Here is a 22,090-nt window from a genome sequence, read left to right on the forward strand (position 1 = left end):
AGGCAGCCGTGCGCGACCAGCTCAAACCAGAGGCCGGACAGTCGCCTGCCCTCCCGCACCCGCGGGGCGCCGAGCCGGCCGCGCCCGGCGCCCTCCCACCGGCCGCCGCCGGGCCGGCCCGCGACGACGTGGCGGACCGCCTCGGCTACCTCGACTCGGCGACCCGCCGGATCAACAGCGCGCTCGACCTGTCCGCGACGCTGCGCAACATCGGCCGGGTGCTGGTCCCCACGCTGGCCGACGCCGCCGTGATCCACCTGCGCGACCCGCTGCCCAACGTCGAGCGCGAACCGGGCTTCCCGGACGAACTGCGGATCCACCACAGCACCGGCACCCGGATCGGACGGCGCGGGCGGCCCGGCGGCGTCGACGAGCGGAACCGGTCCCGCTACGGCTTCCGCTCGACCGCCGACACCGGCCCGGCCACCCCGGTGACCCGCGGCGGAGTGCTCGCGCACACCCTGCTCAGCAGGCGTCCCGCCGAGCCCGCGGTGCTCGGCAGCCCCGGCGCCGAGCGCACCGCGACGCTGTTGCGCGAGCTGTACGGCACCCGCGGGCCGGCCCGGCTGGCACCCGGCACCTCGGTGCTGGCGCTGCCGCTGCGCGGCCGCAAGGCCGTCCTCGGCCTGCTGGTGCTGATCCGCCGGCCCCCTGAACGCACCGGCCGGCCGGGCTTCGACGCCGCCGACACCGCGACCGCCGCGCACCTCGCGACCCAGGCCGGGCTGGCCGTGGACACCGCACTGCGGTACGCCCGCGAGTGGGAGATAGCCAACGAACTCCAGCGCAGCATGCTGCCGTTGCGGCTGCCGCAGCCGCACGGTGTCCGGATCGCCCAGCGCTACCTGCCGGGCGAGCGCGGCGCGCAGGTCGGCGGCGACTGGTACGACGCCGTGCCGCTGCCCGGCAACCGGGTCGCCCTGATCGTCGGCGACGTGATGGGCCACTCACTCACCTCGGCCGCCATCATGGGCCAACTGCGCACCAGCGCACAGACCTTGGCCGCCCTCGACCTGCCGCCGCACGAGGTGCTCTACCACCTGGACGAGCAGGCCCAGCGGCTCGGCCGCGAGCAGCACCTGGCGACCTGCGTGTACGCGGTGTACGACCCGATCGCCAACCGGGTGGTGCTGGCCAACGCCGGGCACGTCCCGCCGGTGCTCGTCCGACCGGACGGGACGGCCGAGTTGGTGGAGCTGGACTCCGGGGCGCCGATCGGGGTCGGCGGCGTGGACTTCAACTCCGTCGAGCTGCCCGCACCGCCCGGATCGGCCCTGCTGCTGTTCACCGACGGCCTGGTGGAGACCCGCACCCGGGCGATCAGCGACGGCCTGGAGGTGCTCCGCGCCCGGATCGCCGCCGCCCGCTGGCAGGCCCCCGAACAGCTCTGCCAGGAGGCGCTGCGGATCCTGCCGCCGGGCGACCGCGGCGACGACATCGCCCTGCTCGGCGCCTGCTTCGACGGCATCCCGGCCGGGGACGTCGCCCACTGGTACCTGCAGCCGCGCAACGAGACGCCCGGCCGGGCCCGTCGGCTGGCCGCGCACACGCTGCGCCGCTGGGGGCTCGGCTCGCTCAGCGAGGCGACCGAGCTGATGGTCAGCGAGCTGGTGACCAACGCCGTCCAGCACGCGACCCGGCCGGTGACCCTGAGCCTGGTGCGCACCACCCGGCTGCGCTGCGAGGTCGGCGACGACAGCCCGCTGCTGCCGCGGCCGCGCCGGACCGGGCCGGACGACGAGCGCGGCCGCGGGCTGCAGATCGTGGCCAGGTGCGCGGACCGCTGGGGGGCCACCCGGCTGGGCACCGGCAAGGTGGTCTGGTTCGAGCAGCGGTTGCCGCAGGGCTGAGCGCCCGGGCGGCCGCGACCGCCCGAGCGCCCCGGCGCCGACTCGGACCCGGCCCCCGGCCTCCGACAGCGGCGCACCCGCCCGGCCTCCGACAGCGCCGCGCAAGCCCAGCCGCCGGCGCCCGCTCAGACCCGGACCGGCTCCTCCGCGGGCCGCCGCTCCAGCTGCGCGACCAGCTGCTCACCCTCCATGTCGACCCGCGGCACGACCCGCTCCAGCCGCTTCGGGAACCACCAGGCGGCCCGGCCGAACAGCGCCATCGCGGCCGGCACCAGCGCCATCCGCACCACGAACGCGTCCACCAGCACGCCCACCGCGAGGGCGAAGCCGATCGGCTGGACGATCGGGTCGTGGCCGAAGACGAACGAGCCGAACACCGACACCATGATCAGCGCGGCGGCCGTGACCACCCGGGCGCCGCCCCGCACCCCGGCCACCACGGCCTCGCGCGGCGCCTTGCCGTGGACGTACTGCTCCTTCATCCCGGAGACCAGGAACAGCTCGTAGTCCATCGCCAGCCCGAACAGCACGCCGATCAGCAGGATCGGCACGAAGCTCACCACCGGCCCGACCTTCGGCACGTCGATCAGGCCGTCCAGCCAGCCCCACTGGTAGACCGCGACGACCGCGCCGAGCGAGGCCGTGACGCTGAGCAGGAAGCCGGCCACCGCCTTCAGCGGAACGAGCACCGAGCGGAACGCCAGGGCCAGCAGCACCACCGCGATCCCGACGATCACCGCGAGGAACGGCGGCAGGGCCTGGCCGAGCTTGGTGGAGACGTCGATGTTGGCGGCGGTCGTGCCGGTGACGGCGATGTCCGCGCCGGTCGCGGCCCGCAGCGGAGCGCGCTGGTCGCGGATCTCGTTGACCAGGGCCCTGGTGTCGGCGTGGTCCGGGCCGGTCCGCGGGATGACGGTCAGCAGCGCGGTGCGGCCGGTGCCGTCCGCGGACGGGGGCAGCAGCGTCTGGACGCCCGGGAGGGTCTGCAGCTTCGCCGCGACGCCCTGGACCGCCTGCTGCGGCTGCGGGGTGCCGTGGGCGTCCACCACGACCACCAGCGGGGCGTTGAAGCCCGGCCCGAAACTGCCGCCGACCAGGTCGTAGGCCTTGCGCGCGTCGGTGCCGGCCGCCATCGAGCCACCGCCCGGCAGTCCCAGGCTGAGGCTCGCGGCGGGCACCGCGAGGGCGCCCAGGCCCGCCAGACCGACGAGCAGCACGGCCAGCGGGCGACGGACCACGAAGCGGGCCCAGCGCTCGCCCAGGGTGGTGCGGCCACCGGTGCGCAGCGCCCGCCGCCACACCGGGAGCCGGTCGATGGCGCGGCCGGCGAAGCCGAGCAGCGCGGGCAGCAGGGTGACCGCGACCAGGACGGCCACCACGACGGCGCCGGAGGCGGCCAGGCCCATCACGGTGAGGAACGGGACGCCGGCGACGGCGAGTCCGGCGAGCGCGACGACCACGGTCAGGCCGGCGAAGACGACCGCGCTGCCCGCGGTGGCGGTGGCCCGGGCGGCGGCCTCCTCGGGCTCCAGCTCTTCGTCGAGGTGGCGGCGGTGGCGGGAGAGGATGAACAGCGCGTAGTCGATGCCGACGGCGAGGCCGACCATCAGGGCCAGCACCGGGGCGGTGGTGATGATCTCGAAGGAGCCGGACAGCGCCATGATCCCGGCCATCGCGACGCCGACCCCGACCAGCGCGGTCAGCAGCGGCAGACCGGCGGCGACCAGCGAGCCGAGGGTGACCACCAGGACGACTCCGGCGACGGCCAGGCCGACCGCCTCGCCGCCGTCGACCTGGGCCATCCGGTTGTAGGCGTCGCCGCCGAAGGCGACGTCCAGCCCGGCCGAGCGGGCCGGTTCGGCGGCGGCCCGGACGGCCTCGCGCTGCTGGTCGGTGACGTCGGCGAGCTTGTGGTCGAAGGAGACCAGGGCGATCACGACCCGGCCGTCCGGCGAGACGGCGCCGGTGGCGTACGGGTCGGGCACGGCGGCGACGCCCGGGACGGCGGCGATCCGGCCGACCGCCTCGCTGACGGCCCGGCCGGCCCCGGGTGCGGTGGCGCCGCCGGGGGCGGGGGCGGCGAAGACCACCTGGGCGGAGCCGTGGCCCTGCTCCGGGAAGGTGTCCTTGATCCGGTCCAGGGTGGTCTGCGCCTCGGTGCCCGGCACCTTGAACTCGTCGCTGGTCTTCCCGGCGAACGCTCCCGCGGCCCCGCCGATCGCGATCAGCACGGCGATCCAGACGGCCAGCACGGCCCGTCTCCGCCGGAAGCAGTGGCGGCCCAGTCGGTACAGGTACGTGGCCATGGGTGACCCCTCGGTCAGGTCGTCGGGCAGGCGGGCGCCTGGACGGTCGCGTCCCACCGTACGCGCAAGTTTGTCGGGTGACCAAGTTGACCGACAGGATCGATCGACAGAATCATTCGACGCGGTTGACCGACCATGGCGCTACCCTGGCTGGATGGCTCACGTCCCCGCCTCCGAACGCCGCCCGCAACTGGTCCAGGCCGCCCTCGACCTGATGACCCGGGAGGGCGTCGCCGCCGGCAGCACCCGGGCGATCGCGGCCGAGCTGGGCGTGGCCCAGGCCACGGTGCACTACACCTTCGGCACCAAGAAGGACCTCTACCGGGCCGTGGTCGAGCAGCTGACCGCGGAGTTCATCGGCCACGTCCGCGCCGCCTACCCGGGCGACGGCACCTTCGGCGAGCAGGTCGGGACGCTGGTCCACGCACTCTGGGAGAGCTCGACCGGCGAGGACGGGCGCTGCGTGCTGCTGAGCGAGTTCGCCGCACTGGCGATGCGCGACCCGGACCTGCAGGAGATCATGCGGGCGCTCCAGCACGGGATCGAGGGCACCGCGGCGGAGATGCTCACCGCACTCGCCGAGGCGCACGGCCTCGACCTGGCGATGCCCGCCCGGGAGATCGCCGTCCACTTCCTCACCGGCTTCGACGGCCTGACCGACCGCTACCTGGCCCTGCGCGCTCCCGGCGAGCAGCCCGACCAGGACACCCTGCGCGCCCTCGACCTTCTGGTGGCCACCACCGTCGGGCTCTGCCTGGGCGCCCCGGCCGCGATCCGCTAGACCCGCCCGGCGCCGGCCGCGCGTCGACAGCCCCGGCGCCGGCCCCGCGTCGGCAGCCCGGGCGCCGGGCGCGCGCCGACAGCCCCGGCGCCGGGCGCAGCGTCAGGAGGCGATCCGGACCGGGAGGTCGGCCAGCACCTCGCGCAGCGCGGCACCGAAGCGCTCGTACTCGGCACTGCGCGCCGAGCCCGGCCGGGTGGCCAGGCCGATCCGGCGGCCGGGCGCCGGCGCGGCGAAGCGGACGGCGGCCAGCCGGTCGGTGCGGCCCGCCTCGACGTCCAGCGCGGTGGCGGGCAGCAGGGTCACGCCGAGCCCTCCGGCGACCAGCTGGACGAGGGTGGACAGCCCCGCCGCACGGGTGGTGGAGCCGGACGGGTCGGCGCCGACCTCCCGGCAGATGTCGAGGGCCTGGTCACGCAGGCAGTGCCCCTCCTCCAGCAGCAGCACGTCCAGGTCGAGCAGGACGTCGCGCGGGACGTCGATCCGCCCGGCGAGCGGGTGCCCGGGCGGGGTGACCAGCACGAAGTCCTCGTCGAACAGCGGGATGTCCCGGGTCGGCGAGGCGCCGCCGGCCGGGAGCGCGAGCAGCAGGACGTCGAGGCGTCCGGCGGCCAGCCCCTCCAGCAGCGGGGGGGTGCGCTCCTCGTGGACGTGCAGCTCCAGCTCCGGGAAGCGGTCGCGGACCAGCCGCAGCACCGTGGGCAGCAGGTAGGGCGCGACGGTCGGGATGACGCCGAGGTGCAGGGGGCCGGTGAAGGGCCGGCGGGCGGCTTCGACCTCCTCGGTGAGGGCCTGCAGCGAGGCCAGCACCCGGCGTGCGTGCGCGTGTACCCGCTCCCCTAGTGGGGTGACGATCACCTTGCGCGTCGTACGCTCGACGAGCTGCGCGCCTAGCGCCTCCTCGAGCGCGGCGACCGCGCCGGACAGGGCCGGCTGGCTCGTCCCGGTGGCCGCCGCGGCCTCCCGGAAGTGCCGGTGCTCGGCGACCGCGACGAAGGCCCTGAGCTGGGCGACGGTCGGCGTCCGGGGGCTGCGGGTTGTGGCGCTCGCCACAGGCCGCTCGGGTCTCGCGGCGGCGGGACGGCGACTGCGGGGCTTGGACGTGGGAGGTTCGGTACTGATAGCCATCTCCGATCAGACACATCCAGTCTAGCTATTTCCCCGATCAGTCCACGATGTGGAAACGTAGGACGTGTCCGGAATCCGGACAAACGCCCCTCATCTCACTTCAGGAGAAGCGAACGTGCTCACGATCGGTGACAAGTTCCCCGAGTTCGAACTCAACGCCTGCGTCGACCTGGACGCCGCGAACGCCTTCGCCGAGATCAACCACAAGTCCTACGAGGGCAAGTGGAAGATCGTCTTCTTCTGGCCGATGGACTTCACCTTCGTCTGCCCGACCGAGATCGCCGCGTTCGGCAAGCTGAACGACGAGTTCGCCGACCGCGACGCCCAGATCCTCGGCGTCTCCGGCGACTCCGAGTTCGTGCACCACGCCTGGCGCAAGGACCACAAGGACCTGCGCGACCTGCCCTTCCCGATGCTGGCCGACGTCAAGCACGACCTGATGCGCGCCTGCGGCGTCGAGGCCGCCGACGGCACCGCCCAGCGCGCGGTGTTCATCGTCGACCCGAACAACGAGATCCAGTTCGTCATGGTGACCGCCGGCTCCGTCGGCCGTAACCCCAAGGAGGTCCTGCGGGTGCTCGACGCCCTGCAGACCGACGAGCTGTGCCCGTGCAACTGGACCAAGGGCGAGGACACCCTCGACGCCCAGGCCCTGCTGGCGGGCTGACCCATGGCCCTCGACGACCTCAAGGCCGCCCTCCCGGACTACGCCAAGGACCTCAAGCTCAACCTGGGCTCGGTCATCGGCAACTCCGACCTCCCCGCCCAGCAGCTCTGGGGCACCGTGCTGTCCTGCGCGATGGCCACCCGTAGCGCCGGCCTGCTGCGCGAGCTGGAGCCCGAGGCGAAGGCCAACCTCTCCCCGGAGGCGTACACCGCCGCCAAGGGCGCGGCCGCGATCATGGGGATGAACAACGTCTACTACCGGACCCTGCACCTGCTCTCCGACAAGGAGTACAGCACGATGCGGGCCGGTCTGCGGATGAACATCATCGGCACCCCGGGCGTCGAGAAGGTCGACTTCGAGCTCTGGTGCTTCGCGGTCTCGGCCATCAACGGCTGCGGCCAGTGCCTCGACTCGCACGAGGCCGTGCTGCGCAAGGCCGGCGTGGAGCGCGAGGTCGTCCAGGCCTCGATGAAGATCGCCGCCGTGCTGCAGGCCGTGGCCGGCGTCCTCGACGCCGAGGCCGCCCTCGCCACCGTCGACGCCTGACGGATCGTGCACCCGGCCCGACGGGCCCCTTCCGGACACCGCGTCCGGAAGGGGCCCGTCGGCGTTCCCGGACGGTTCCCGGGCCCGGTCCGGACCGCCCCCGGACCGCCCCCGGCCGCGGCCCGAGCGGTCCCGGACCGGAGCCGGCCGACCGGAACCGGGGCGGCCGGAACCGGCGTGTAGGCAACGGAAGATCGACTCCGGGGGGAGAACAACACCGTGTCCGACCTGAGGGAACTGCCGCCCGGCTCGGCCTGGCCGACCTTCGCCTGGATCTCGTGGGGCCTGGTCGCGGTCGCGATCGGGATGTGGCTGCCGATCGCGTTCATCTGGACCGACTTCGGCCACGGCCCGGTCGTCGCCCTCGGCCTGCTCGCCCCCGTGGCCGGCCCGCTGGGCGGGGCCCTCCTCGGCTGGGCCCTCACCGCGTTCACCCCCGCCCGCACCCGGGCCCGCGCGGTGCGGGTGGCCCTGGTCGGCGAGGCCGCCCTGCTGGGCGTCCTCGCGGTGCCGTTCGTCCCGGTCCTCAGGGGCTGGTGACCGGCGCCGCCTCCGGGTGCGCGGTGGGCGGGTGCCCGGCCGCGGAGTCCGCGCCGGAGGCGTTCGGACCCGACGGGCCCGACGCGTTCGCCGCGGCGCTGCGGCCGGCCGCCTCCCGGGCGGCCTCCAGCGCGGTGAAGACCTCCTGCCCCGCCTCGTTGCGGCGGCGCAGGTGGGTGACCACGGTGTTGGTGACGGCGATCAGCGGGACGGCGACCACCGCTCCGCCGATGCCGCCGATGATGCCGCCCGCCGCGACGCCGAGCACCACGCCCAGCGGGTGCACCCGCACCGCGCGGCCGAGGATCAGCGGCTGGAGGATGTGGCTCTCGATCTGCATCACCGCGACCAGCACGACCAGCACCATCAGCGCCGTCCACGGCCCCTGGGTGACCAGGGCGATCAGCACCGCCACCGTCCCGGTGACCAGGGCGCCGACCAGCGGGACGAAGGCGCCCAGGAAGATGATCACGGCCAGCGGCATCGCCAGCGGCACGCCGAGCAGGTCGATCCCGACGCCGATGCAGACCGCGTCGATGAAGGCCACGCAGACGGTGCCGCGGACGTACGCGGTGAGCGTCGCCCAGGCCTTGGGCCCGGCCCCCGCCATCGCGAACCGGGAGTGCCTGGGCAGGCCGCGCAGCGCCCAGTTCCAGATCCGGCCGCCGTCGTAGAGGAAGAAGAAGGTGGTGAAGAAGGTCATCAGCACCGCCGTCAGCACCTCGACGGCGATCTGGGCACCGGTGATCGAGGCCGAGGTCAGCTGGTCGGTGTTGGTGGTGATGGCCTTGGTGATCTGGTTCGCGAAGTCGGTGATCTGCTGCTGGGTCAGGTGCAGCGGCCCGGTGATCATCCAGTCGCGCAGCTGGTTGACGCCGTCCTTGACCTGGGTGGTCACCTTGGACAGGTTGGTCGTCACCTGCCAGACCACGAACCAGCCGACCAGGCCGATGCCGGCCAGGCCGCTGAGGAACACCCCGCCCGCCGCCAGCGAGCGCGGCACCCCGCGCCGGCGCAGCCAGGAGACCGAGGGCTCCAGCAGCGCGGAGATCAGCAGGGAGGCCAGCACCGCGAAGGCGACCAGCCGCAGCATGTCGACGATGTAGAAGACGGCGTAGAGCGCGGCGCCGAGCAGCAGCAGCCGCCAGGTCGACTCGGCGGCCACCCGAAGGCTCCACGGCACCGCCTCGGCGGGGGTGGCGGGCCGGCCGGGGTGGTACTCCCGCCCGAGCCCGGCGTGCGCGACCGGCACGGGGGCGACGGGGGCCACGGTGGGCGCGGCTCCGGCCGACGCGGGGGCCTGGGCCGGGGCCGGCGGCAGGTCCGCGGGCCGGGCGGGTTCGATCCGGGGGGCCGGAACGGGCTCGGGCGCGCCCGCCAGTTCGGGGACGGCGAGCTCGTGCGGGTCGGCCGCCATCGCGGCGCGCCGGCGCCGTTCGATGACGGCGGCCGCGCTCGCCACCACGGCCATGCCCTTGGCCACGGCCTTGAAGGCCTTTCCGCCCCGTGCCATCCCCGTTACCGCCGCTCCCCTGCCGAACCGCCGCCGCCGGCGGAACGCCGTGGGTCCCGCCACGGCCGTCAGGGATGACGCTACCCGGCGGTGGCCCGGGGAGTCCGGCCGCCGGTGGGTTCGGCCCGAACAATCTCACCGGCAAAACTGGACAAAAGACCAGGTTTCAGATGGTTTCGGATGCGCAGCGCGGGGGAGGAGTCGGGCGAGACCCCGGGGAACACGGAGTCGCCCCCGCGAGCCAACCGTCGGCGGACCGGCCGGTGCGGGAAGCAACCAGGACCCCTTCCCGCGCCCCGCGTCCGCACCCGGGCCCGCACCGCCCGTGGGCGCACTGGTCAGCGCAGCCCGGGCGGCGCGGCCCGACTCCGCCCCGAGGGCCCGGCGGCTCCGACGGCCGCACGACGCGACGACCCCCGGCCGCCCGCCCCGAAGGACGGACGGCCGGGGGCCGTCGAAAGTGCACGCCGTGGCGGCGGTGCTCCTAGTACCAGTTGTGGGCCTGCCAGAACGACCAGGCGCCGCAGGGGCTGCCGTAGCGGCTGTTCATGTAGCTCAGACCCCACTTGATCTGGGTGGCGGGGTTGGTGCGCCAGTCGGCACCGGCGGAGGCCATCTTGGTGCCGGGCAGCGCCTGGACCAGACCGTACGCACCGGAGCTCTTGTTGGTCGCGGTGTAGTCCCAGCCGCTCTCGCGCTTCACGATCTGGCTGAAGCACTGGAACTGGGTGTCGTCGCCGACGATCTGCCGCGCGGTGTCCTGGACGGAGCCGGGGCTCACCGAGACGGGCGGGGTGCTGCTGTCGACGGCGGCCATCGCCGACCGGGCCTTGGAGCGGTTCGCGGCGGCCTCGTCGGCCTTGCGCTTGTCGTCGGCGGCCTTGGCCGCCTTCTCCGCGTCGGCCTTGGCCTGGGCGTCGGCCTTCGCCTGGGCGTCCGCGGCGGCCTTCTGGCGCGCGGCCTCCTCGGCGGCCTTCTGCTCGGCGGCGGCCTTGGCCGCAGCGTCGGCCGAGGCCTGCTGGGCGGAGGCCTGCTGGCCGATGTTGTCACTGATGGTCTGCGCCTGGGCGCCAGAGGGGACTTCGGCAAGCAGGGTCGCGCCGGCGACGTCGACCGTCTGCGTCGTCTTGCCCTCGCTGCCCGAGGCCACACCCACGACGGCACCGACTGCGGTGACGGCGGTGGCGGAGGCCACAGCGACTCCCCGGACCGAGATCCGAGTCACATGGATTCCTTCCAGCATCGCCCACGCGTGACCGTGCGGGCGCAACATGCCCCTTGGCACTGACCTCCGCAGGTGCTCTGGTCACGGGAGGTGCTGGCCCGGCGTCCGGCCGAGGTGAGGCGACCGGGCGTTGGAATCGGGCGGCGTACGGCTCATCGGTGTTCAATTGTCTGTCCACCGACCGGAGTTGGTGGACCATCCGGGGCCTGACTTCCGGGGTCCGGAAGCCCTGCCGCACCGTACGCGGGGCCTGACAGAACCCTCACCATGCCGTACCCGGCACTGTCGACGCAATTCCCGCCCGCGTGGCGCATGTCACATTCACCGCACGGGAGTTCTCCGGACAGAAAGCACTCGATGTGATGAAAGGGACGGGGGCCCGCTCCGTCAGGAGCGGGCCCCACGCCATGAGTTGACCTTATTGTCCTACTATGCCCCGATCAGGGCGGAATCACGGGCTGATGTCCTCCAGCATCTCCGTGACCAGCGCCGCGATCGGCGAACGCTCCGAGCGCGTGAGCGTGATGTGCGCGAAGAGTGGATGCCCCTTCAGCTTCTCCACCACCGCCACCACGCCGTCGTAGCGGCCGACCCGGAGGTTGTCCCGCTGCGCCACGTCGTGGGTGAGCACCACCCGCGACCCCTGGCCGATCCGGGACAGCACCGTCAGCAGGACGTTGCGCTCCAGCGACTGGGCCTCGTCCACGATCACGAAGGCGTCGTGCAGCGAGCGCCCCCGGATGTGGGTCAGCGGCAGCACCTCCAGCATCCCCCGGGAGATGACCTCCTCGATCACGTCCGGGGTGGTGACGGCGGAGAGGGTGTCGAAGACCGCCTGCGCCCAGGGGCTCATCTTCTCCGTCTCGGAACCCGGCAGGTAGCCGAGCTCCTGCCCGCCGACCGCGTACAACGGCCGGAAGACCATCACCTTGCGGTGCTGCCCCCGCTCCAGCACCGCCTCCAGACCGGCGCACAGCGCCAGGGCGGACTTGCCGGTGCCCGCCCGGCCGCCCATCGAGACGATCCCGACGTCCGGGTCGAGCAGCAGGTCCAAGGCCACCCGCTGCTCGGCGCTGCGCCCGCGCAGCCCGAACGCCTCCCGCTCGCCGCGCACCAGCCGGACCCTGCCGTCGCCCGTCACCCGGCCGAGCGCCCGGCCGCGTTCCGAGGTGAGCACCAGCCCGGTGTGGACCGGGAGTTCGGCGGCCCCCTCGACGTCCACCGCGGCGTCGTGGCCGGCCGCGAACAGCGCGTCCACCTGATCGGCCTGGACGTGCAGCTCGGACATGCCCGTCCAGCCGGAGGTGATCGCGAGCTCGGCCCGGTACTCCTCGGCGAGCAGGCCCACCGAGCTGGCCTTGATCCGCAGCGGCAGGTCCTTGGAGACGACGGTGACGTCGTACCCCTCGGCCTGCAGGTTGCGGGCGACCGCGAGGATCCGGGTGTCCGCCTCGCCCCCGCCGGACCGGTAGCCGGCCGGCAGTATCGACAGGTCGGAGTGGTTGAGCTCGACCCTGATGGTGCCGCCGAGCTCTCCGACCGGGATCGGCTCGTCGAGCCGGCCGTGGCGGATGCGGTAGTCGTCGAGCAGCCGCAGCGCCTGGCGGGCGAAGTAGCCCAGCTCCGGATGGTGCCGCTTGGCCTCCAGCTCGGTGACGACGACCACCGGCAGGACGACCTCGTGCTCGTCGAAGCGGGTCATGGCGAGCGGGTCCGCGAGGAGCACGCTGGTGTCGAGAACGTACGTGCGCCGGTCTGGTGTCCGGCGGCTCTTGGAACTGACCACTAGGCCTCCAGAGCGGATGACCCTGCGTCATCCGCGGCATGCCGGCCCCCGCTGCCCCGGTGGCCTCGGGACCGGACTGAGTGGAGTATTCCCAGGCGAGGGGCGGTGCATTCGCGTCCCCGGCGAACTGACGGATCATTGCCGGTGAACGTTTGGCCTCGCGCCGCGTGGGGGTAGGCCAGCCCTACGGCGGTCACTTCGCGCCGACCCGCCCCGGGGAGCCCGGCCGCGGGCCCCGGAGGCCGGATCCCCTGGTCGGGCCGCTACAGGCCGAGGCGGCGGTTCCGCTGCTCGTAGGCGCGCAGCGCCCGCAGGAAGTCGACCTTGCGGAAGGCCGGCCAGTACGCCTCGCAGAAGTAGAACTCGCTGTGCGCGCTCTGCCAGAGCAGGAAGCCGGACAGGCGCTGCTCGCCCGAGGTGCGGATGATCAGGTCGGGGTCGGGCTGGTTGCGGGTGTAGAGGTGCTCGGCGATGTGCTCGACGTCGAGGATCTCCGCCAGCTCCTCGATCGAGGTGCCGCGCCCGGCGTGCTCCTGGAGCAGCGAGCGGACGGCGTCGGCGATCTCGTGCCGGCCGCCGTAGCCGACGGCGACGTTGACGGTGATGCCGTCGATGTCGGCGGTCTCGTCGGCGGCGCGCTTGAGCACGTCGGCGGTGTGCTGCGGGAGCAGGTCCAGCGCGCCGACGGGGTGGACCTTCCAGCGGCGGGCGGAGGCCAGGCCGGTGACGGCGTCCTCGATGATCCCGAGCAGCGGCACGAGCTCGTCGGCCGGCCGGTCCAGGTTGTCGGTGGAGAGCATCCACAGGGTGACGACCTTGACGTGCGTCTCGTCGCACCAGCCGAGGAACTCGCTGATCTTGTCGGCGCCGCGCTGGTGGCCGTAGGCGGTGGAGCCGCCGGTCGCCTTCGCCCAGCGGCGGTTGCCGTCGAGGATCACGCCGATGTGGTGCGGGGTGCGGGCCAGGTGGACCTCGACCCGGCGGCCGTAGAGCCCGTACATCCCGCCCAGCAGGGTGCGCAGCCCAGGCGTCCGTTCGGCGACATCGCGCAGACCCATGTTTTCCGGACCCCTCCGTACTCGTTCAGCTGGTGCGTCACCACCCCGGCGCAGCCTACTCCGGCAGGCAGGCGCACGGTAAAGCCGCAGGTAGCGGTCTGGTCACGGTCCTGTGCGGAGTCTGTTCCGGCGGGCGCGCCGGGCTCGGCCGGGGATGGTTCGTCGGCGGACACGGAACGGTCTCCGAATCCTTAAGGGACCCGTAAGCCGACCGCCCGATGCTTGACGACCCGCAATGGTCTAGTCCAGCTTGTGACCCAGGACGGAACGAACCCCACGGATCCCGTCCCACCCGAGCCCCATCGCGGACCTCCCCTCCCCCACACGCGGCCGCCGCGCCCCCCACCGCGGCGGCCGCTCCTCCCCCAGGAGCGTCACCCCATGGCCCGTTCGCTGAACCAGCCCGCGCACAAGCGCCGGCGCAGCACCCTCCCGGCCGTCGCGGCCGGCGCCACCGCCCTCGCCCTGGCCGGCGGCGGTCTGGCCCTCTTCGCCGGGGGCGCCAACGCCGCGGTCGGCAACCTGGTCACCAACGGCGGCTTCGACGGCGGGCTCGGCGGCTGGAACTGCGCCGGCGCCGCCACCACGGTGTCCTCCCCGGTCCACTCCGGCACCGGCGCGCTGCAGGCCACCCCGGGCGCCGGCGACACCGCCGAGTGCACCCAGACCATCAGCGTGCTGCCCAACACCAGCTACACGCTGAGCGCGTGGGTCCAGGGCCCGTACGTCTACCTCGGGGCCCGCGGCACCGGCGGCACCGACCCGTCGACCTGGTCGAACCAGAACAGCTGGAACCAGCTGTCCACCACCTTCACCACCGGCGCCAGCGCGACCAGCGTCACCGTCTACCTGCACGGCTGGTACGGCCAGAGCGCCTACCTCGCCGACGACGTCGCACTGGCCGGCCCGGGCGGCACCTCCACGCCGAGCCCGACCGCCACCCCCACCCCGTCGCCGACGGCCACCGCCACCGCCACCGCCACGCCGACGAAGACGGCCACGCCGACCCCGACGGCCACCGCGACCCCCACCCAGACCGCGACGCCGACCCCCACCGCCACCGCGACCGCCACCACCCCGCCGGTCACCGGCCTGCCCGCGCACGCGGTCACCGGCTACTGGCAGAACTTCGACAACAACTCGACCCCGCAGCGCCTGAGCGACGTCCAGAGCGCCTACGACATCATCGCGGTCTCCTTCGCCGACGCCGTGCCCACCCAGACCGGCGCGATCAGCTTCACCCTGGACCCGGGCCTGTCCAAGGCCCTCGGCGGCTACACCGACGCGCAGTTCCGCGCCGACGTCAAGGCCAAGCAGGCGGCCGGAAAGAAGGTGATCCTCTCCATCGGCGGCCAGAACGGGGCGATCACCGTCGGCGACGCCACCGCCGGGAACAACTTCGTCAACAGCGCCTACGCGATCATCAAGGACTACGGCTTCGACGGCATCGACGTCGACCTGGAGAACGGCGTCCAGGCCGGCCCGCTCGGCAACGCGCTGCACGCCCTGCAGGCCAAGGTCGGCCCCGGCTTCGTCCTGACCATGGCGCCCGAGACCATCGGGATGTACAGCACCGCCGGCGCCTACTTCCAGCTGGCGCTGAACACCAAGGACATCCTCACCGTCGTCAACACCCAGTTCTACAACTCGGGCGGCATGAACGGCTGCGACGGCAAGGTCTACAACCAGGGCACCATCGACTTCATCACCTCGCAGGTCTGCACCCACATCCAGGGCGGCCTGCGGCCCGACCAGGTCGGCATCGGCGTCCCCGCCTCCACCCGGGCGGCCGGCGGCGGCTACGTCTCGCCGACCGTGGTGAACAACGCGCTGGACTGCCTGGCCACCGGCAACAACTGCGGAAGCTTCGTCCCGCCGGCCAAGTGGCCGACCATCCGCGGCGCGATGACCTGGTCCACCAACTGGGACGCCAACAACGGCAACGCGTTCTCCAACGCGGTCGGCCCGTTCGTCCACAAGATGCCGTAATTCCCGGGGCCTGTCGCCCCACCCCGTCGTCCGCCCGGGGCGGACCGGGGGGCACCCGGTGGACGGGGCACCGGGGACAGGCCCGCGGCGCGCCGCTCCTCGAGGGTGGAGCCCGCGCGCCGGCGGCGGGGCCCGCCGTACCCACGCGGTACGGCGGGCCCCGCCGTGTCCGTCGCTACCCGGCCAGCACCGCCAGCAGCGCGCCGAGCAGCAGGAACGGCCCCACCGGAACGTCGAGTCCGCGCACCGGCCGGCGGCGCGCCAGCTCCACCGCGGCCCGCAGGCTCGCCCAGAGCCCGGCCAGCACCACCGCGGCCAGCAGTCCGCCGGCCGCCGCACGCCACCCGAACCAGCCGAGCAACCCGCCCAGGGCGAACCCCAACGGGGAGTCACCCGGGCCCAGGGCTCTCAGCCAGACGGCCAGTTCGAGCAGCGCACCGACCGTGCAGGCCGCCAGCAGGCAGCGCAGCAGCACCCCGGGGCGCCCCTCCGCCAGCGCCGCCACCGCCAGCAGCACCGCCACCCCGCCGGCCAGCGGCAGGGTCAGCGGGTACGGCAGCCGGCGCACCCGCGCGTCGACGAACCCCAGCACCACGCCCAGCACCGCCGTCCAGCCCAGCGCCGCGGCCGACGGCCCGTCCGCCGCGCGCGCCACCGCGACGGCGACGGCCGCCACCACCAGCTCCACCGACCAGGGGCCCGCGCCCAGCCGGCCCCGGCAGCCCGGGCAGCGCCCGCCCGGCGGCAGCAGGCGCACCTCCCGCCCGCACAACGGACAGGCAGCGCACCAGGGTTCACCTTCGGGAACGGCGAACCGGGCGACCAGGCCGCGCACCAGCGGAGCCACCAGAAAACCGGCCAGTACCGCGCCGGCTGCGGCTAGCATCACCGGCGCACCCCCTCTCGATCGCGCCCGCACGGCGTGCGGCGCCCGGCGACGGGGCGGGACGCACGGACCACATCATCCAACGGGGGAACGACCGTGAAGAAGACCCGATCCACCCGCGCGCTCGCGGCCGGCCTGCCGGCGGCGGCACTCGTCCTGGCGGTGTCGGCCTGCGGGCCGGACAACGCCGACCCGGTGGCCGACCCGACCGCGCCGGTCGCCGTGACCACCGCGCCCGCCGCCACCGCCCCCTCCTCGGCCCCGGCCGCTCCCCCGCCGGCGGCCTCCTCACCCGCGGCCTCCGCCCCGCCCGGCGGGGGCGGCCCGCAGCCGGCCGCGACCGCCGGCGGCGGCAACGTCACCCAGGTGAGCTACGACCGCCCGCTGCCGCTCGGCGCCACCGGCCGCTACGTCGGCAAGAGCTCGGTGGTGGACGCCTCGGCCGTCTCGGTCGTGAAGGGCACCGCCGCCGAGATCGCCCCGTTCCGCCTCCCCGCGGCGAGCACCGACGGCAAGACCCCCTACTACGTCACCGTCACCTTCACCAACCGCACCGGCGCCCCGCTGGGCGAGGACGCCTACATGATGCGGGTCTGGGTGAAGCCCCGGGACCACTCGGCGGGCGCGCTGCCGGCCGCGACCCTGCAGAAGGCGATCCCGCAGTGCGACACCCGGTCGCTGGTCCCACTCGCCGACGGGCAGTCCGTGAAGCTGTGTGCCGTCTATCTCGTTCCGAACGAGACCCCGCCCAGCTTCCTCACGTACGGGAACATCCTGGACACCGCGCCCCTGGTTTGGAAGGTCGGCTGACACCCCGGCCTGCCGATCCAAGGGGGCCGTTCGAGCGGGCTCGGCGCGTGTCCCCGGACGCGCGCCGAGGTGCCGCAGGTGCCCCTAAAGTAGGCAGGCATGCAGGTCATCCAGTCCAGCAAGCTCGCCAATGTCTGCTACGACATCCGCGGCCCGGTGCTCGACGAGGCGATGCGGCTGGAGGAACAGGGCCACCGCATCCTCAAGCTCAACACCGGGAACCCCGCCACCTTCGGCTTCGAGGCACCGCCGGAGATCCTCCAGGACATCCTGCGCAACCTCGCGTCCGCGCACGGGTACGGCGACTCCAAGGGCCTGCTCTCCGCGCGCCGCGCGGTGGTCATGCACTACGAGGAGCGCGGCCTGCACGGGCTGAGCGTCGAGGACGTCTTCCTCGGCAACGGCGTCTCGGAGCTGATCCAGCTCGCCATGACCGCGCTGCTGGACGACGGCGACGAGGTGCTCGTCCCGGCCCCGGACTACCCGCTCTGGACGGCGTCGGTCTCGCTGGCCGGCGGCACCGCGGTGCACTACCGCTGCGACGAGCAGTCCGAGTGGTACCCGGACCTCGCCGACATCGAGGCCAAGGTCACCGACCGGACCCGGGCCATCGTGGTGATCAACCCGAACAACCCGACCGGCGCGGTCTACCCGCGCGAGGTGCTGGAGGGCATCGCCGAGATCGCCCGCCGGCACCAGCTGGTGGTCTACGCCGACGAGATCTACGACAAGATCCTCTACGACGACGCCGAGCACGTCCCGCTGGCCACCCTCGCGCCCGACCTCTTCTGCGTCACCTTCAACGGCCTGTCCAAGGCGTACCGGGTCGCGGGCTTCCGCTCCGGCTGGATGGTGCTCTCCGGCGACCGGCAGCGGGCCCGCAGCTACGTCGAGGGCCTGACCGTGCTCGCCTCGATGCGGCTGTGCGCCAACATGCCCGCCCAGCACGCGGTGGCCGCCGCGCTCGGCGGCCGGCAGTCGATCCGCGACCTGGTGCTGCCCGGCGGGCGGCTGCTGGCCTCGCGGGACGCGGCCTACCGGCTGCTCAACGAGATCCCGGGGGTCAGCTGCGTCAAGCCCAAGGGCGCGCTGTACGCGTTCCCCCGGCTGGACCCCAAGGTCTACAAGATCAAGGACGACGCGCAGATGGTGCTGGACCTGCTGCGCTCCCAGCGCATCCTGCTGGTCCAGGGCACCGGCTTCAACTGGCCCGAACCGGACCACTTCCGGCTGGTCACCCTGCCGCGGGCGGAGGAGATCACCGACGCGGTGACCAGGATCGGCGACTTCCTGAGCGGCTACACCCAGCCCTGAGGGACCCGCCTCGGAGGACGCCCCTCGAAAGGACGCCCCTCGAGAGGACCCCGCCCGGGCGACGCCCGCGGGGCGCCCCGCGGGCGCCCCGGAAAAGCACTACGGCCGGAGTTCCGGCCCGGACGGTCTCCTTGGTCGGGGAAAGACCGTCCAGCGGAACTCCGGCCGTCCTGTCGCTCGGCGGGTGCGCGGTTCGTGCCGCGCCCCCGCCTCTCGCTCGGCTGAGGCTCAGGCTCAGCCGAGGCGCGCGACCAGGCTCCGGTACTCGTCCCACAGCTCCTTCGGGGTGTGCTCGCCGAACAGCTCCAGGTGGGCCGGCACGAGTGCGGCCTCCTGGCGCCAGATGTCGGCGTCCACGGTGAAGAGCAGGTCGAGGTCCTCCTTCGAGAGGTCCAGGCCGCCGAGGTCGAAGCCCTCGACGGTCGGCAGCACGCCGATCGGGGTCTCGACGCCGTCGCCGGTCCCCTCCAGGCGCTCGACGATCCACTTCAGCACGCGGCTGTTCTCGCCGTAGCCGGGCCAGACGAACGAGCCCTCGGCGTTCTTGCGGAACCAGTTGACGTAGTAGATCTTCGGCAGCTTGGCGGCGTCCGCCTGGGCGCCGACCTTCAGCCAGTGGGCGAAGTAGTCGCCCATGTTGTAGCCGCAGAACGGCAGCATCGCGAACGGGTCGCGGCGCAGCTCGCCCACGGTGCCCTCGGCGGCGGCGGTCTTCTCGGAGGCGATGTTGGCGCCGAGGAAGACGCCGTGCTGCCAGTCGAAGGACTCCGTCACCAGCGGGACGGCGGTGGCGCGGCGGCCGCCGAACAGGATCGCCGAGATCGGCACGCCCGCCTGGTCCTCCCACTCGGGGGCGATGGTCGGGCACTGCGCGGCCGGGACGGCGAAGCGGGCGTTCGGGTGGGCGGCCGGGGTGCCGGACTCCGGCGTCCAGTCGTTGCCGCGCCAGTCGGTGAGGTGCGCCGGGGGCTCCTCGGTCAGGCCCTCCCACCACACGTCGCCGTCGTCGGTGAGGGCGACGTTGGTGAAGACCGTGTTGCCCCAGAGGGTGTCGATGGCGTTGGCGTTGGTGTCCACGCCGGTGCCGGGGGCGACGCCGAAGAAGCCGGCCTCGGGGTTGATGGCGTAGAGCCGGCCGTCGGCGCCGAAGCGCATCCAGGCGATGTCGTCGCCGATCGTCTCGACCTTCCAGCCCGGGACGGTCGGCTGGAGCATCGCCAGGTTGGTCTTGCCGCAGGCCGACGGGAAGGCGGCCGCGACGTACTTGACCTCGCCCGACGGCGGGGTCAGCTTGAGGATCAGCATGTGCTCGGCCAGCCAGCCCTCGTCGCGGGCCATGGTCGAGGCGATGCGCAGCGCGTAGCACTTCTTGCCGAGCAGGGCGTTGCCGCCGTAGCCCGAGCCGAAGGACCAGATCTCGCGGCTCTCCGGGAAGTGCGAGATGTACTTGGTGCTGTTGCACGGCCACGGCACGTCCGCCTGGCCCTCGGCCAGCGGGGCGCCGACGGTGTGCACGGCCTTGACGAAGTCGCCGTCCTCGCCGAGCTGATCCAGCACGGCCGTGCCCATGCGGGTCATCACGCGCATCGACACGGCGACGTAGGCGGAGTCGGTGATCTCGACGCCGTAGGCGGCCAGCGGGGAGCCGACCGGGCCCATCGAGAAGGGCACGACGTACATCGTGCGGCCCTTCATCGAACCGCGGAACAGGCCGTTCTCGCCCTGGAAGACCTCCCGCATCTCGGCGGGGGCCTTCCAGTTGTTGGTCGGGCCGGCGTCCTTCTCCTGCTCGGAGCAGATGTAGGTGCGGTCCTCCACGCGCGCCACGTCCGTCGGGTCCGAGGCGGCGTAGTAGGAGTTGGGGCGCTTCTCCTCGTTGAGCTTCTTGAAGGTGCCCTGAGCCACCAGCAGGTCCGCGAGGCGCTGGTACTCCTCGTCGGAGCCGTCGCACCACTCGACGCGGTCCGGCTGGGTGAGCTCGGCGATCTCGCTCACCCACGCCAGCAGGCGCTGGTGACGGGTGGGCGCGGAGGCGCTGAGAGCAGAGATCTCGTACGACACGATCGCTCCGTTTCACGCCATCTCGGCGAGGAGATGGCGTAGCGGGGGTCTGAGGGTGCTTGCAGCGTAGCTCCGGCCTCGGGGCCGAATCACGGCACGAAGGCGAAATTGACGCATCTTTTACTACAGTAAGTATGATTACCAGCCAGTAACGAGCCACCCGCGCCGCGCCCCGGGCGCCTCCACCCCCTCTCCGAATGCTCCAAAACGTCCAAGAGTGACGATCGCCACTTCACTACGAGCCAGTAACCTACGGCCCCGTAGGTAGCGGGTAGCATGCAGCGCATGACTGCTGAGCTCCTCGGGAGCACGGAGAGTGAGAGCACCGAGCACAAGCCGAAGTGGCGCGGCTGGCTGCACGCCGGCATGTTCCCCGCCACCGTGGCCGCCGGGATCGTGCTGATCTGCCTGGCCGAATCCACGCCGGCCCGGATCGCCTGCACCGTCTACTCGGTCAGCGCCTGGCTGCTGTTCGGGGTGAGCGCGGTCTACCACCGCTTCGACTGGGGGCCGCGCGGCGACGCCGTGCTACGCCGGCTCGACCACGCGAACATCTTCCTGATCATCGCGGGCACCTACACGCCGTTCACGATGCTGCTGCTCAAGGGCGCCGCCCAGCAGCTGCTGCTCTGGGCGGTCTGGGGCGGCGCACTGGCCGGGATAGCGTTCCGGGTGTTCTGGGTCGGCGCGCCGCGCTGGCTGTACACCCCCGTGTACATCGCGCTCGGCTGGGCCGCCGCCTTCTTCCTGCCCGACTTCCTGCGGGCCGGCGGAGTCGCCGTCCTGGTGCTGATGATCGTCGGCGGGGTGCTCTACAGCATCGGCGGCGTGGTGTACGGGCTCAAGCGGCCCAACCCCTCACCCCGCTGGTTCGGCTTCCACGAGGTGTTCCACGCCTTCACCCTGGGCGCGTTCATCGTGCAGTACGTCGGGGTCTCACTGGTGGCGTACAGCGCGGCCGGCTGAACCCGGCGCACCACGGCGGGCGGCCGCCCGGTCCACGGACCGGGTGACCGCCCGTTCCGCCGTCCACGGGCGCTCGTACGGCGCCCGGCCCTGCGGGCGGCGCGGGTACGGCGGGCGGTCGACCAGGCCGGCCTCGGGACCGGCCCCCGGGTGCGGCTCGACGTCCGGGCCGGGGACGGGCGCGGGGCCGGACCACGAGGCCGGGCCCGCCTGCGCCTGCGAGCGCGGAGCCACCACCGGCCGGGCGGCACCGCCGCGCGCCTGCCGGGCGTCCAGCGCCTCGCGGGCCCGGCGGCAGCGCTCGCAGTGCGCGGCGTCCGGGCTGGCGGCGGAGGACCGGTGTCCGCGCGGGGCGGGTTCCCGGTGCATCGCACGCCACCTGCGACCGACGTGCACCATCACCAGCAGCACCTCGACCCCGGCGACCGCCAGGACCAGCGCCGCCCCGTTGATCAGGTAGGCCGCGACCACGGCGAGCGCGGACGCCACCACCACCACCGCGCCCCACACCTGGGCACTCGACTGCCTGTCATCCCTGTCGGCCACTGCGGCTCCCCTTTCCCGGCGCCGGGCTCGTGGTCGGCTCCTGCCGCCCCACCCCTTCCCCGCTCTCGGCACACGTCGGCCCGCACTGACCGACCGCCACATCGTATCTACCGTCCGT

Annotated in this window: 18 protein-coding genes; 9 read left to right on the top strand and 9 right to left on the bottom strand. The window is 73.4% G+C overall.

From position 1 onward, the window contains the following. Positions 1 to 8 precede the first annotated feature (8 nt). Complete coding sequence (locus AB0N04_RS13595) at positions 9 to 1,850, top strand: ATP-binding SpoIIE family protein phosphatase (protein ID WP_360210884.1); 1,842 nt, start codon at positions 9 to 11, stop codon at positions 1,848 to 1,850. Positions 1,851 to 1,975: 125 nt separating this feature from the next. Here AB0N04_RS13595 and AB0N04_RS13600 read toward each other — a convergent pair whose 3' ends face one another. Continuing rightward, on the bottom strand, positions 1,976 to 4,156 hold the full coding sequence (locus AB0N04_RS13600) for an MMPL family transporter (protein ID WP_360210886.1): 2,181 nt from the start codon (positions 4,154 to 4,156) through the stop codon (positions 1,976 to 1,978). Positions 4,157 to 4,310: 154 nt separating this feature from the next. On the opposite strand from AB0N04_RS13600, the gene AB0N04_RS13605 reads away from it, so the two are divergent. Further along, positions 4,311 to 4,937 (top strand): TetR/AcrR family transcriptional regulator, encoded by a 627-nt coding sequence (locus tag AB0N04_RS13605; protein WP_360210888.1) that lies wholly within the window; start codon positions 4,311 to 4,313, stop codon positions 4,935 to 4,937. A 102-nt stretch (positions 4,938 to 5,039) separates the two neighbouring features. Here the strand turns inward: AB0N04_RS13605 and AB0N04_RS13610 are convergent, their stop codons facing one another. Next, positions 5,040 to 5,990, bottom strand: coding sequence for a LysR substrate-binding domain-containing protein (locus AB0N04_RS13610; RefSeq protein WP_360210890.1), 951 nt, complete (start codon positions 5,988 to 5,990; stop codon positions 5,040 to 5,042). Between the two features lie 190 nt (positions 5,991 to 6,180). Between AB0N04_RS13610 and AB0N04_RS13615 the strand changes: the two genes are divergently transcribed. From AB0N04_RS13615 to AB0N04_RS13625, 3 genes are all read left to right on the top strand, one after another. Continuing rightward, the gene (locus AB0N04_RS13615; protein WP_030397082.1) at positions 6,181 to 6,732 is read left to right on the top strand and encodes a peroxiredoxin; all 552 of its coding nucleotides are present in this window, start codon (positions 6,181 to 6,183) and stop codon (positions 6,730 to 6,732) included. A 3-nt stretch (positions 6,733 to 6,735) separates the two neighbouring features. Continuing rightward, on the top strand, positions 6,736 to 7,278 hold the full coding sequence (locus tag AB0N04_RS13620) for an alkyl hydroperoxide reductase (RefSeq protein WP_360210892.1): 543 nt from the start codon (positions 6,736 to 6,738) through the stop codon (positions 7,276 to 7,278). 219 nt (positions 7,279 to 7,497) lie between these two features. Beyond that, a complete protein-coding gene (locus AB0N04_RS13625) occupies positions 7,498 to 7,818 on the top strand; it encodes a hypothetical protein (protein ID WP_360210894.1) in 321 nt (106 codons plus the stop codon). On the opposite strand, the gene AB0N04_RS13630 is transcribed toward AB0N04_RS13625, so the two are convergent. From AB0N04_RS13630 to AB0N04_RS13645, 4 genes are all read right to left on the bottom strand, one after another. After that, positions 7,805 to 9,331: an AI-2E family transporter gene (locus AB0N04_RS13630; protein ID WP_360210896.1), complete on the bottom strand. Its 1,527-nt coding sequence runs from the start codon at positions 9,329 to 9,331 to the stop codon at positions 7,805 to 7,807. The two genes, AB0N04_RS13625 and AB0N04_RS13630, sit on opposite strands and share 14 nt — an antisense overlap. 484 nt (positions 9,332 to 9,815) lie before the next feature. Further along, on the bottom strand, positions 9,816 to 10,556 hold the full coding sequence (locus AB0N04_RS13635) for a transglycosylase SLT domain-containing protein (RefSeq protein ID WP_360210898.1): 741 nt from the start codon (positions 10,554 to 10,556) through the stop codon (positions 9,816 to 9,818). Positions 10,557 to 11,007: 451 nt separating this feature from the next. After that, on the bottom strand, positions 11,008 to 12,342 hold the full coding sequence (locus AB0N04_RS13640; protein ID WP_360210900.1) for a PhoH family protein: 1,335 nt from the start codon (positions 12,340 to 12,342) through the stop codon (positions 11,008 to 11,010). Positions 12,343 to 12,605: 263 nt separating this feature from the next. Further along, positions 12,606 to 13,400 carry an isoprenyl transferase gene (locus AB0N04_RS13645; RefSeq protein WP_360210902.1) on the bottom strand — a complete coding sequence of 265 codons (795 nt, stop codon included), beginning with the start codon at positions 13,398 to 13,400 and terminating at the stop codon, positions 12,606 to 12,608. A 381-nt stretch (positions 13,401 to 13,781) separates the two neighbouring features. On the opposite strand from AB0N04_RS13645, the gene AB0N04_RS13650 reads away from it, so the two are divergent. Next, positions 13,782 to 15,389 carry a glycosyl hydrolase family 18 protein gene (locus AB0N04_RS13650; RefSeq protein WP_360210904.1) on the top strand — a complete coding sequence of 536 codons (1,608 nt, stop codon included), beginning with the start codon at positions 13,782 to 13,784 and terminating at the stop codon, positions 15,387 to 15,389. A gap of 175 nt (positions 15,390 to 15,564) precedes the next feature. Here the strand turns inward: AB0N04_RS13650 and AB0N04_RS13655 are convergent, their stop codons facing one another. Further along, positions 15,565 to 16,275: a prepilin peptidase gene (locus AB0N04_RS13655; RefSeq protein WP_360210906.1), complete on the bottom strand. Its 711-nt coding sequence runs from the start codon at positions 16,273 to 16,275 to the stop codon at positions 15,565 to 15,567. A 96-nt stretch (positions 16,276 to 16,371) separates the two neighbouring features. Here AB0N04_RS13655 and AB0N04_RS13660 point away from each other — a divergent pair, with 96 nt between their 5' ends. Beyond that, complete coding sequence (locus AB0N04_RS13660; RefSeq protein WP_360210908.1) at positions 16,372 to 17,085, top strand: hypothetical protein; 714 nt, start codon at positions 16,372 to 16,374, stop codon at positions 17,083 to 17,085. A gap of 99 nt (positions 17,086 to 17,184) precedes the next feature. Further along, positions 17,185 to 18,399 (top strand): pyridoxal phosphate-dependent aminotransferase, encoded by a 1,215-nt coding sequence (locus AB0N04_RS13665; protein WP_360210910.1) that lies wholly within the window; start codon positions 17,185 to 17,187, stop codon positions 18,397 to 18,399. Between the two features lie 234 nt (positions 18,400 to 18,633). Here the strand turns inward: AB0N04_RS13665 and AB0N04_RS13670 are convergent, their stop codons facing one another. After that, complete coding sequence (locus AB0N04_RS13670) at positions 18,634 to 20,460, bottom strand: phosphoenolpyruvate carboxykinase (GTP) (protein ID WP_360210912.1); 1,827 nt, start codon at positions 20,458 to 20,460, stop codon at positions 18,634 to 18,636. Between the two features lie 285 nt (positions 20,461 to 20,745). On the opposite strand from AB0N04_RS13670, the gene AB0N04_RS13675 reads away from it, so the two are divergent. Then, complete coding sequence (locus tag AB0N04_RS13675; protein WP_360210914.1) at positions 20,746 to 21,426, top strand: hemolysin III family protein; 681 nt, start codon at positions 20,746 to 20,748, stop codon at positions 21,424 to 21,426. Here AB0N04_RS13675 and AB0N04_RS13680 read toward each other — a convergent pair. Continuing rightward, on the bottom strand, positions 21,397 to 21,972 hold the full coding sequence (locus AB0N04_RS13680) for a hypothetical protein (protein WP_360210916.1): 576 nt from the start codon (positions 21,970 to 21,972) through the stop codon (positions 21,397 to 21,399). The genes AB0N04_RS13675 and AB0N04_RS13680 overlap by 30 nt on opposite strands. Positions 21,973 to 22,090: the final 118 nt, after the last annotated feature.

The sequence above is a fragment of the Kitasatospora sp. NPDC051702 genome (genome assembly GCF_040681575.1).
Classification (GTDB): domain Bacteria; phylum Actinomycetota; class Actinomycetes; order Streptomycetales; family Streptomycetaceae; genus Kitasatospora.

Bases quoted from the DNA above. Each gene is read 5' to 3' on its own strand.
- AB0N04_RS13645 (WP_360210902.1), bottom strand. From the start codon at position 13,400: ATGGGTCTGCGCGATGTCGCCGAACGGACGCCTGGGCTGCGCACCCTG.
- AB0N04_RS13600 (WP_360210886.1), bottom strand. From the start codon at position 4,156: ATGGCCACGTACCTGTACCGACTGGGCCGCCACTGCTTCCGGCGGAGA.
- AB0N04_RS13605 (WP_360210888.1), top strand. From the start codon at position 4,311: ATGGCTCACGTCCCCGCCTCCGAACGCCGCCCGCAACTGGTCCAGGCC.
- AB0N04_RS13620 (WP_360210892.1), top strand. From the start codon at position 6,736: ATGGCCCTCGACGACCTCAAGGCCGCCCTCCCGGACTACGCCAAGGAC.
- AB0N04_RS13650 (WP_360210904.1), top strand. From the start codon at position 13,782: ATGGCCCGTTCGCTGAACCAGCCCGCGCACAAGCGCCGGCGCAGCACC.
- AB0N04_RS13665 (WP_360210910.1), top strand. From the start codon at position 17,185: ATGCAGGTCATCCAGTCCAGCAAGCTCGCCAATGTCTGCTACGACATC.
- AB0N04_RS13675 (WP_360210914.1), top strand. From the start codon at position 20,746: ATGACTGCTGAGCTCCTCGGGAGCACGGAGAGTGAGAGCACCGAGCAC.
- AB0N04_RS13655 (WP_360210906.1), bottom strand. From the start codon at position 16,275: ATGCTAGCCGCAGCCGGCGCGGTACTGGCCGGTTTTCTGGTGGCTCCG.
- AB0N04_RS13630 (WP_360210896.1), bottom strand. From the start codon at position 9,331: ATGGCACGGGGCGGAAAGGCCTTCAAGGCCGTGGCCAAGGGCATGGCC.